Raw genomic sequence first — 10762 nt, forward strand, 5'->3', positions numbered from 1 at the left:
GAGCGGCCGACCTCGGGGTTTCGGCGCGCGGGCTGGCGACGACCATCCAGACGCTGATTGGCGGCGTCAAGGCCGGAACCTTCGAGGACCGGGGTCGGCGCTACGACGTGCGCCTGCGGCTCGAGGAAAGCCAGCGCCAGTCCCCGGAGCAGATCACGCGCCTCCAGACGCGCGGGGCCGGCGGAGGTCTGGTCGATATGGGCCAGGTCGCTGAAGTCGGCGTCGCAAGCGGTCCGGCTCAGATCGACCGGCAGGATCGGGCGCGAAAGATATCGATTTCCGCGAATGCCGCGACCGGCATCGCACTGGGCGAAGCAGTCAAGCGCGTAGATGCGCTACTCGCCAACAACGCACCGCCGGAGGGCATCACGATCGGGATCGAGGGACAGGCCCGGCGAATGGCCGAGACCGGTACGGCGATCGGGTTTGCTTTTCTGCTCGCGATCATCGCGCTCTACATCGTGCTGGCGAGTCAGTTCGACAGCTTCGGCCAGCCCGTGCTCATCATGCTCACGGCGCCACTATCCTTTTCGGGGGCCTTCGCCGCGCTCTGGGCCTCGGGACAGGAGATGAGTCTTTTCGGGCAGATCGGGCTCCTGGCGCTTATGGGCATCGTCATGAAGAACGGGATCCTACTCGTCGACCGCGCCAACCAGCTGCGGGCCGAGGGGGCCGGCCGGGCCGAGGCGATGGCGCAGGCGGCGCCGGAGCGCCTGCGTCCAGTGCTGATGACGGCCCTTGCCGCGGTGTTTGGCATGGTGCCGGTTGCGTTCGCTACCTCGGATGGCGCGGAGTGGCGCAACGGCATGGGCTTCATCATTATCGGCGGACTGACCACCTCGACCCTGTTGACGCTTCTGGTGGTGCCGGCCGCCTATATGCTGCCGGACAGCATCAGCGCGTTGAGGGCGCGCGTCTGGCGCCGCCGCAGCGCGGCCCCCGCCATCCCGATCGTCGCGCCAGTTGCGCCAAAGGCGGATGAGCCGGGTTCGCCGAGGAACGCGGCATGAATGCCGCTGCGAGCAGCGGCCTGGGAGGCTGGTGACACTGCAGGCAAGCGGTCGTTCGCGACGGGTGCGCCTCCACGACCGCCCTCTGCGCAGCCAGGACGGCCCAACCGCCGCCGGACCTACCAAAACCTGCGGGCTGACACAATTGAACCGAAACCCCACGCGACGCATATTGAAGCCATGGCCGCCAAGACCGCGACACCGACGTCTTCCCCACCTCGTGCGAACCGCGCGGGCTGGTACCGCGGCGTGAAGTTGCAGGCGCCACCGGCGCGGCCGAAGACCGCGCTCACCAGGCTGAAGGACGCGGTGACCTACGCCGTGGGCAAGAATGCCGACGCCCTCGCCGGGGGCAAGTACCCGCCGCGGCGGCGCTCGGTCTTTCATCAACTGCCCGTTCGACCCCGCCTACAGGCCGCTCTTTCGGGCGATCTGCTTCGCGATCGCCGCCTGCGAGTTCGTCCCGCGCTGTGCCTCGACGAATCCGACAGCGCAGTCGTTCGCTTCGACAAGATCCTGGATCTGATCACCTCGTGCGAGTTCTCCGTCCACGACGTCTCGCGCGTCGAGCCGGACAGTTCGTCGGGCCTGCCGCGGTTGAACGGCCTCTCGAGTTGGGCGCCGACCTGGGCCTGCGGCTCAAGGGACCGGCCGCGCGGCGCCGACGCCGCATCCTCGACGCCGAGCCGCACCGGAATGACCAGACCCTTTCCGACATTTCCGGCCTGGACATCGAGGCCCACGGCAACGGCACGACGCGTCTGATCGAGGCGGTGCGCGACTGGCTGAACGCCGGCCGGGGCGGCGGCGACCCGCTGCCGGGGTCCGGCGCCATCGTCGACGACTATGCGGCCTTCCAGGCCCTGCTGCCCGACATCATCGCGCGCCTGCGCCTGGATGATTTCGACGTCCTGCCGCACACCGACTACGTGCATCTGATCGCTGAGGGCGGCCATCTGTATGGTGCAGTACAGTCTAGCGGTCTAGAGGGAGATGTGTCCCAGGGCTGTCGTGAATAGGGGCGACGCGCCGTGCGCGGCCGGGAGGGCTGTACGAGTTGACCTTCCACGATCGGGGGGCGAGGCCGGCGAGACAAGCGCAACGCTTGCCTGGGGGCGATCTGCTGTACCTCCTGGCGAACTGCTGCAGCCTTGGGATTGGCGCGGTGTGCCCGCGGGACCCGGCGGCCGAGCGCGCCCGCGCGTACGCCGACGCTGTGGCGGCGGCGGCCGACCTCGACATGCGGCGGACCGGGGCGCGGTCCGCGACGAGCGTGCCGGCCGGCCCTCTCCGCAATGCTCGGGCGTAGTCCTGGGCGTTATCTAGCTGTGAGCTCTCAATAGTTTGTCCATCCGGTCGGGACCGGGAAGGCTGGAGTTGCGACGCTTCAGCGAGTCTCGGAGGATCGGATGAACCTGCATAGGAATGCCTGGACGACGCCGCGCAGTCGAGGCGAGATGGTGTGGCGGGTGCTGTTCGGAGGGCAGGCGGAGACGGCGGTGGCAGAAGCCTTCTGCACGACCGCCAAGACCGTCAGGAAGTGGGTGGAGCGCTACCAGGCCGCAGGTCTGACGGGTCTGGAAGACCGGTCCTCCAGGCCACGGCGGCTACGCAGGCCCACCGCGCGCCAGGTGGTGGAGCGGGTGATCGAGCTTCGCCGCCAGCGCTTCACCGGCCAGCAGATCGCCAAGGAGACGGGCGTCTCGCCGGCCACGGTCAGCCGCATCCTGCGGGTCGCCCGCTTGAGCCGGATGCGGGACCTGGAGCCGGCTGAGCCGCCCGTGCGCTACGAGTACGCGACGCCCGGCGGACTGATCCACATCGACATCAAGAAGCTGGGGCGCTTCGAGCGGACCGGCCACCGCATCACCGGCAAGCAGACCGGCGTCGCCAGCTCGCGCGGCAGCGGCTGGGAGTTTGTCCACGTCTGCATCGACGACGCCTCCCGCGTGGCCTTCAGCCAGATCCTGCCCGACGAGAAGAAGGAACGCGCCGTGGCCTTCCTGGCGGCGACCCTGGCCTACTTCCAGAGCCTCGGCGTCGCCGTCACTCGGGCATGACCGACAACGGCTCCTGCTACCGGTCCAAGGCCTTCCGCAAAGCCTGCGCCGCGGCAGGCCTTAAGCACATCCGAACCAGGCCCTACACGCCGAAGACCAACGGCAAGGCCGAGCGCTTCATCCAAACTGCGCTGCGAGAATGGGCCTACGCCCACGCCTACCCCACATCAGACCGCCGAGCCGCCGAGCCGCCGAGCTGCCCGTCTGGCTCCATCGCTACAACTGGCATCGACCGCACGGCGGAATAAACTCACTCACCCCCATCAGCCGCCTCGGCCTAGATCGGGACAACCTGATGAGACTCCACAACCTACCGCTTCGAATAGATTAACCATTGACCTGCCCCGCGGATTTCCTCGATTCTTGTGAGACCTCAGGGGGTTGGTAGCGCATCTCCATTGCCGGCTGAAGCGGCCGACAGGCGGAGCTGATCAAGTTGTGCAGCCGGCCGGCCGCTCGGTTCAACCGCACCGCTTCCGGCGTCAGCCCGCCGTGCGGCGAGTGCGGCCTGATGTGATTGTAGTCGAGCCGCTAGCGCTCGATCAAAGCGCGGCCTCGGCTAGGTTGGCGAAGACCTCATCCTAGTCACGCACACGTCGCGCAGCTTACCGTTGAAGCTCACGACGAAGCCATTCTGCTGCGGCTTGCCCGCCACGATCTAATGACTCTCGACGTCGGTGCGTTTGATCCATTCCAGCATCGCCCGGCTGGTCATCTCCGTGCCGTCGTCGCGATGATGATATAGCAGCCCGGCCGCTGGCCCCCGTTCAGCGTGTCGGCCGCGTAGTCCAGGCTCCAGCGCTGGTTCGGGCCGTCCGGCAGGGCCATCGGCATTTCCTCAGGGTGTCCCGGACTCTCACTCAATCCAGGGATCAGAAAGGGGCAGATCACAGGCCTCTGGTCATCGGGGCGCCAACTCGGTTACGCGCGCCTGAGAGTGTCTTGCTGACTAGGGCCAATGCAGCCGTGCATCGGTTAGTCCTGGCAGACCTACGTGGGCTACCCCAGACGTACGCCGACTTCACTTCGCTCTTAACTCCCCGCCGCCCCTTCGAGCAAGTCCTCAGGCGGTTTCAGGTCGTCGGCCAGATCACCGAACCACAGGCTGTGAACGTCGAATCCCACGGATGAGGCGGTAAGCACGCTCGCAGCCCACAGCTCGGCCGTGCCCGGGTCCTCAATTTGAGCCAGCGCCCTTGAGAGGTCTCGGTACTGCGTCATGATACGAACGACGCGATCTCCTTCGGCTCGCGACGGAAAGACCTCAGACGCAATGTGCTCGCTCATAATATCTATTAAGCAGGTGAGGCTGCAGGTATCGACTCTGCTTGAATGTCTCATATTGCCGTGTAGCGTTAGTTCCCGGGCTTCAGTGATGTTTGTAGTCACACCACGAGTTGCCAGCAACCGCAGGGCTTCCGTTATTATCTTGGAGCGCTGGAGAGAGAAGGCTAGGACATATCTGCCCCCCTTCCGCAAAGCCGCGATATTTTCCCGCGTGGGTGCAAAAACCTCGTCAGGGCGCGAAATCTTCATTAAATGCTTTCGAGAGCTTAGCAGGCATCAGGCGAATCTCGCGAGTCCCGGAGCCGACCTCTTGGAGAAACGCGCGCATGGCGTCACCTTCCGGGAGCCGTGCGCGCGGCGCATCGGCGACGCCTGGGCCTCGCGCGTTGAGCGCCGTTAGGCGTCTGGGGCCGCTCGCAATCTGTCACGGTCAGGACTCCTCCGTGCCGCAAACACGATACGGGGTTCTATTTGTAGAAGCTACTAGGTTGTTCACGCCAGGTCGGTTTGAAACAGGGGGTGCGAAGCTCAACCTCTAAACCGGGAGGCGCGGGATAACGTCCATAAGAATGCCCGTCTGGCACCGTCGGGTCGAGCCTGCTGGGTGTCGAGCGGCTGGACGACGGAGGCGGCCGCGGAGGCGGGCGTATTGGTTCGGGCCGCGTCACCCAGAACACCGGACCCCTTGCCGGGCAGGATCGCGACGATCCGCTCTTTCGTGAACCTTCTCTCGCCCAAAATTCCCACCGCCTGATCTACCGGTCACGGTCTCGCTCACGACGCCGGGCCCGTGCGCTCGATCCGCACCACCTGCGGGCACCGGCCCCTACGCGGCGCTCGGCGGCGGAGAGCACGCGGTCGACGACCAAAGGGCGCCCTGCTGGCGATAGTTGACCAGCTGCGGATTGCCCGAGGGGCTGAGGGCGAAGAGGGCCGGCGCCTCCGCAGCAATGACGCCAGGCGGGAAGCTCAGGAACGTGCGCACGCCATCGCTGGCGACCGCAGACGGCATCAACGCCGGGGGGGCGGCCCTTGGGCTTTATCCGGAACCCTGCATCGAGTGGCCCTTGCGGCTCCACGAGAGGGTGGCCGGCGCCGGAGAGGTGGTCGTCGCGGGCGTCGCGCCGTCCATCACCGATCCCAGATCCCACGTGACCGCGGTGTTGAAGGTATGGGCTTCGCCGCTGCGCAGTTGCAGCAGGCGGTTGGTGGCGAGGACCAGGTTGGTCTCCAGCCCACGCACCAGCGGCTTGATCATTACATGGTCTGGTCAGGGCCTTCGCCCGAACAGCGCTACGACTGAGCCTGGGGACGGCGCTCCGTCAAACAGCCCAGCACATCATCGAGTGGCAGGAGAGTTCTGGCGCGAGGCCCCTCGCGTCCTGGCTGGCGTTAGAATGACGCTCTTCGGCGCTGGAGACCGTGGGCGCACCGGCTGTCTAGGTCGACTCAAGCCCCATGCCACTTGCGCACCGTCTTAGGGTTCAGGCCGTAGCCGGCGGCGAGGACCCAGCTGCTCGTCGGTCAGGTCGCTGCGCTCCACAAGAAGCGCCATCGAGTTGGGGTACGGGCCTGATTCTCGCGCGGGCAGGTAGTTGTTCCGCAGAATGACGCGACGGAATCAGGGATCGTCCCGCTCAACAGCGGGAGGGACGATCCCGGACTAACCTCATCAAGTTCACGCGGGCCGCGGGGTATAGGCTCCCGCCTTGCGCCGGAGCGCCCCCGGTGGCCGTTCCGGACTCGCTAAAACCGGTACTGGAGTTCGATACCGTAGATGCGGGGCGGGGTGAGTTCCACCTCCTGGGCGCCCGTGGCGAACCGGTCCGACGGCACGGTCGGGCTGTTGTTGCGGCTCGATCCGGCGAGCGCGGCTTGGTAGCCCTCGGTGTTGAACACGTTCTTGACGTAGGCGATTACTGTGTACTTGCCGCCGGCCGGCGCCCAGTGGGCGCGGAGATCTACCTGATCCCAGGAAGGGGCCTTGTTGTATTCTCGAGTGAAGACGTTGGCGTAGGCCTCGGACCGGTAAAGATAGGTCGCACCAAGGGTGAGGGCGCCGGGCTCCAACTCGAAGGTGTAGGACCCGTTCAACGCCAATTTGTGCTTGGGCGCCTGGGGTAGCTGGTTTCCGACCACGCTGACGGGGCCGGTGCTGATGTTGTCGTTGGTATCGACCAGCGTGATGCTCTTCCGAATCTTCGTCGGATTATAACCGTAGTCCACCGTCAGGCGTACTGGCCGGATCGGCTGCCAGATCGCGCCGAACTCCAGGCCGCTGGACCGCGACTTGGCGATATTGACGAACTGACCGACGTTGGTCGGGCCCACGCGCACCGTGACCGGCGCCTGCAGGTTCCGGTAATCGAGATAGAAGAGTGCTGCGTTCACCTGCAGGGTGGAGCTCACGTTCTTCTTCAGGCCGATCTCGTAAGAGTTGACGGTCTCTTCATCCGCCTTGGGATCGGCCAGGAACCCTCCGGCCGAGAAGCCGAAGGCCTTGTAGCCGCGGCTGTAGCGGGCATAGGCCATCGTGTCGTCGTCGGGCTCCCACTGGACGCCGAAGGTCCCCGTCCAGGCGTCCGACGTATCGCCAAGCTGGCGGCTGGCGATGCCATTGGAGCCGATCGTGTATTGACGGCATACGCCTTCCGTGCAGACCGAGGGGCTAGTGACCCCTTCGATCAGGCCCGCGGTGCTCTTCGGCGCCAGCGTGTCTGTGAGGTCCATGGCCCCGTTGCCGAGGCCACCCAGTGGAGCCAGCGCGTTGCCGAGACCCAGTGCCTGGCCGACGGCCGGCAGAGCCGTCAGGTTGCCGAGGAGGCTGCCCCAGTTGGCGGCCGTGCCGGGACCGAAGGCGCTGAGGCCCAGGGCCGGATAGAGGCCCGGGTAGCAGGCGTCGGAGTTACAGATGATGCGCCGGAACTCGGAGCCGAACTTCTTGTCCTTGGTGTAGCGCACGCCCGCGGTCACCTTCAGGGTCCCCGTCGCCTGCCAGTCCACCTGCCCGAACACCGCCTTGCTCTCGGTCGTCAGGTCGTAGTTGCCCGTCGACCAGAGGCCTCGGGGATTCGGCGCAGCGCCCAGGATCGGAGTGCGGAGGCTGGAAGGACCGTTGAGGAAAAAGTCGGCGGTGCTGCCGGTCCCGGTGTATTTTTCGTTGTAGTAGTACGCGCCCGCGATCCATTGGAACGGACCATCGGTAGTCGAAGAGATGTTGATTTCGTGGCTGTACCATTTCGGATACTCAAAATAGTGGAACGTATTGTCTCCGTTTACGGTCAAAGGAGCGCAGTTGACCGTCGAGCGTCCGGACGCGAACAGGGCGCCAACGGTTCCACAGATCGATCCGGGTGCCAGTGGTATCTGGAACGACTGGACGTTGGTCGCGTCGGTGTCGCCGTAGAGGTCGTATTTATACTCTTGAATGCCTCCCACGTACCTAATGTCGATGCTCGGCAAATGGTACACGAAGTTGGTCGTCAGCGAATTGACGTCCCGCAGCCTGACACGCTCGGGCGTGTTCGTGTTGAACTCGTGTGCATCCTCCAAAGCGGGATTCACGATGATGTTCGTTTTGCCGAACTGCCGCAGGCTGCCGGGGACGATGCCGTTCACGCCGGTTTCCGGCGTGTAGCCGTGGGCGGAGTTGTAGACGATCGAGAAGTTCGGATCGAGGCGGCCGGTTTCATACGGGCCGTTGAGATAGCCGGCGCGCGCGCCGGGACCGCCGCGGTTGTGCCAGGCCAGGGTCTTGTAGGAGACCCACAGCTCGGCGTTCTCGCCAAGGTCTGCTTCGAGCTGGAATTGGACTTGGTACTCGTCCCGCTTGCTGCCTTCCGACGGGCCGCCGGCCAGGTTCTTGAAGTAGCCCTTTCGCTGGTCGAACTTGTAGCCCGAGACGCGGAACCTCAGGTTGTCGGCGATGGGTCCAGACACCGCGGCCTGGAAGTTGGTGAACCCGTAGTTCTCCGCGATCGCGCGGACCTCGGCGTAGAAGTCCTTGGTCGGCCGCACGGAGATGACGTTGACGGTGCCGCCAATAGCGTTGCGGCCGTACAGCGTGCCCTGTGGCCCGCGCAGTACCTCAACCCGCTCCACGTCCAGCGGCGGGCCGCCGGCCAGCACGGTCGAGGTGGTGAACAGGCCGTCGATGTAGATCGACACGGCGCCGTCGACGGCGTGCACGTTCGTCAGGCGGCCGATGCCGCGCATGCTGGCCCGGTCGTTGCCCGACTGATAAGTGAAGCCCGGTGTGAAGTTGGTGAGATCCTGGACCGAGTTGACGCCGACCAGGTCGCGCTGTTTGCTGGTGAAGGCGGAGATAGCGACCGGCACGTCCTGCAGGCTCTGCTCGCGCTTTTCGGCGGTGACGACCAATTCCTCGATGACGTTGGCGGGCTGGGCGTTGGCTGTGCTGGCGATAGCCGCAATGGCGAGAGCGCTCGACACCAGAAGATCGATTCTAAGAGTCATGTTGTCGGCCTCCCCGCCGCTCTGATAAATATTCTACATTCCCCCGGCGCTGGCCAGTAGGATAGAGCTTAGACGGCGATCGCAGGCGCGGACGTCGTCGATCAGATCCGAGGGGGCGGTGACACGAGGAACGCCGTTGCCAATACGCCGAGGAAAGAACGTGCCCGACGCCTCGGAGCCTCGCATTCGAAGCGAATGGCTGCCTCATGGTCCAAGTCCTCAGCGGACCTAACCGAATACAAGGTTTCGTTGCGATCCGTTGCACCAGACAGCGACTCCGCTCGGCTCGAGATTTGAAGCACCGTCTGTCGCATATGCCCCGGTGGCGAGCGGCGATGGCTCCGTTGTCCGGTGACGTCGGCTTTGCGCGTAGAGGCCGACGGCAGAGTCCGACCGATTGTGTTCTCTAATGGGTCAATGGGCGGCTGCTCGGTCCTGAGCTGATCGACGCGGTCGGGTGTCTGCGTTCTCTACGCGCTCATTTGGCGTTTGATGGGTCAGCTGGGCGATCCCGAACTCCGCGCAGTGCCCACGGATCGCGTTGCTCAGCATGGTCCGCTGCCGCTCCAGCAGATCGCGGGTCCCGTGCAAGAGCACCCCCGCCGATCGGCGCTCTTGACGGGCACGGCTGGGTGACGGCTTCCCAGATCGCCTCCGCGTCGGCAGCGTCGTTCTTCTGCCGCCGGACATACGCCTTCACATAGCTGGGTGGCATCAACCGCACCTCATGGGCCGAGCGCAGAGAGCCCTCGAGCCCAGTGGTGGACGGTGGCGCAGGCTTCCATGCCGAGCAGGCAGGGCGGCAGAGACCCGAAGAACTTCAGCACCTCTGCCCGGCCCAGCTTCTCCCTGATGACCACCTTGCCGGGACATCGACGGCTGGACCTGAAAGACGCTCTTGGCGAGATCGAGACTGATGGTGGTAACCTGCATGGCGGCCGGCTCCTGCTGGAGGTTGCTTCAACAACGACCATCCTATGGCGCTCAGACGCCGGTCACAGGGCCGTCCGCCCCATCAGTCTAACGGCAACCGCTTTCCAGCAAGGCGCAGCAAGGGCAGGGGAGGCGCGGCCCTAGCCCATGACCTCCGCCACTCCGCCAGGGCGGCTGAGCAATCGTTCGCGGTAGAGGTCTCGGGTGATCAGGTGGCGTTCCTGATTGAAGATCCCACGGGGAAGATCGCGATCCGCTCGGCAGGGTGGTGTCGCAACTTCACCCTGGAGACAGCCATGTCCTCGTCGCACTTCCAGCCGCGAATCGTCCGTTGCCCGCAATGACATCGGTACGATTTTCGTGTCACTCGAGCTCAGCCTATCCAGCTGGCTGGTCACCTCATTCTCGCCTGGTAGCGGAGAAAGGATGTCGAGGCGCCAGTCACCAGCTGGCGATATCGCGGCCTCCTGACGCGTCTCATCTACAGGCCAAGTGCACGCCGTGGGTAGGTCGGACATTCCCGCTGGTGGTGATTCAGGAAGCGGGTGTGGATGCCACGGCATTGAAAGCCACGCGGTGGATCCAGCTTCGATCGCGACTTCCCGACGACGCCGACGGGCAAAGACCGACAGCATCGACGGTGAAGCCCTGGTTCGCGCGTTGCTTTGCCTACAAGCGCGGCGAGCCTCGGGTCTGCGCCATGGTGAGGCCGCCGACGCCCGAAGAAGAGGACCGGGCGCAGATCTGTCGCGAACGCCGGTCACTGACGGCTGACCGCGTCGAGCACGTCAACCGGATTAAAGGACCGCTCTTCTCGCAGGGCATTACGAACCATGAGCGCTTCGGCGAGATCCACGCAAACCTCGTTTGCAGCAAATGCGGCCGGCGAGAGCCCCGCCTTCGCCAAGCCGATCTGCGGTTCAGCATTGCCCGGCAAGGAAAGAGCTTAAACGAATTGACGCCAATGTCAGTTGGACTTAGCCCTCGGTCAGCAAG

At 65.0% G+C, this 10762-nt stretch carries 7 protein-coding genes and 3 pseudogenes; 4 read left to right on the forward strand and 6 right to left on the reverse strand.

Features of this window, described 5'->3' with window-relative positions:
* The 3 genes and pseudogenes from QZV94_RS15670 to QZV94_RS15680 all read left to right on the forward strand — a co-directional run.
* The coding region (locus tag QZV94_RS15670; protein WP_293678840.1) for an efflux RND transporter permease subunit at nt 1-1010 on the forward strand (1010 nt) is incomplete at its 5' end.
* 614 nt (nt 1011-1624) lie between these two features.
* The gene (locus QZV94_RS15675; RefSeq protein ID WP_293678841.1) at nt 1625-2029 is read left to right on the forward strand and encodes a hypothetical protein; all 405 of its coding nucleotides are present in this window, start codon (nt 1625-1627) and stop codon (nt 2027-2029) included.
* A gap of 390 nt (nt 2030-2419) precedes the next feature.
* A pseudogene (locus tag QZV94_RS15680) lies at nt 2420-3401 on the forward strand (IS481 family transposase).
* A 228-nt stretch (nt 3402-3629) separates the two neighbouring features.
* On the opposite strand, the gene QZV94_RS25215 reads toward QZV94_RS15680, so the two are convergent.
* The 6 genes and pseudogenes from QZV94_RS25215 to QZV94_RS15705 all read right to left on the reverse strand — a co-directional run.
* Nucleotides 3630-3725, reverse strand: coding sequence for an integrase core domain-containing protein (locus tag QZV94_RS25215; RefSeq protein ID WP_367254576.1), 96 nt, complete (start codon nt 3723-3725; stop codon nt 3630-3632).
* Between the two features lie 377 nt (nt 3726-4102).
* Complete coding sequence (locus QZV94_RS15685) at nt 4103-4606, reverse strand: hypothetical protein (protein ID WP_293678842.1); 504 nt, start codon at nt 4604-4606, stop codon at nt 4103-4105.
* A 577-nt stretch (nt 4607-5183) separates the two neighbouring features.
* Nucleotides 5184-5369, reverse strand: a complete 186-nt coding sequence (locus tag QZV94_RS15690; RefSeq protein ID WP_293678843.1) for a TrbG/VirB9 family P-type conjugative transfer protein — start codon at nt 5367-5369, stop codon at nt 5184-5186.
* Between the two features lie 27 nt (nt 5370-5396).
* Complete coding sequence (locus QZV94_RS15695) at nt 5397-5615, reverse strand: hypothetical protein (RefSeq protein WP_293678844.1); 219 nt, start codon at nt 5613-5615, stop codon at nt 5397-5399.
* A gap of 488 nt (nt 5616-6103) precedes the next feature.
* Nucleotides 6104-8833 carry a TonB-dependent receptor gene (locus tag QZV94_RS15700; protein ID WP_293678845.1) on the reverse strand — a complete coding sequence of 910 codons (2730 nt, stop codon included), beginning with the start codon at nt 8831-8833 and terminating at the stop codon, nt 6104-6106.
* A gap of 507 nt (nt 8834-9340) precedes the next feature.
* Nucleotides 9341-9766: pseudogene (locus QZV94_RS15705) on the reverse strand (IS110 family transposase); the annotation flags it as partial.
* Between the two features lie 426 nt (nt 9767-10192).
* Between QZV94_RS15705 and QZV94_RS15710 the strand changes: the two are divergent.
* Nucleotides 10193-10648: pseudogene (locus QZV94_RS15710) on the forward strand (IS110 family transposase); the annotation flags it as partial.
* Nucleotides 10649-10762: the final 114 nt, after the last annotated feature.

The organism is uncultured Phenylobacterium sp., from assembly GCF_902826855.1.
Taxonomy (GTDB): Bacteria; Pseudomonadota; Alphaproteobacteria; order Caulobacterales; family Caulobacteraceae; genus Phenylobacterium.

Excerpts from the sequence above, each read along its gene's own strand:
- QZV94_RS15700 (WP_293678845.1), bottom strand. The coding sequence starts at position 8,833 with ATGACTCTTAGAATCGATCTTCTGGTGTCGAGCGCTCTCGCCATTGCG.
- QZV94_RS15685 (WP_293678842.1), bottom strand. The coding sequence starts at position 4,606 with ATGAAGATTTCGCGCCCTGACGAGGTTTTTGCACCCACGCGGGAAAAT.
- QZV94_RS15695 (WP_293678844.1), bottom strand. The coding sequence starts at position 5,615 with ATGATCAAGCCGCTGGTGCGTGGGCTGGAGACCAACCTGGTCCTCGCC.
- QZV94_RS15690 (WP_293678843.1), bottom strand. The coding sequence starts at position 5,369 with ATGCCGTCTGCGGTCGCCAGCGATGGCGTGCGCACGTTCCTGAGCTTC.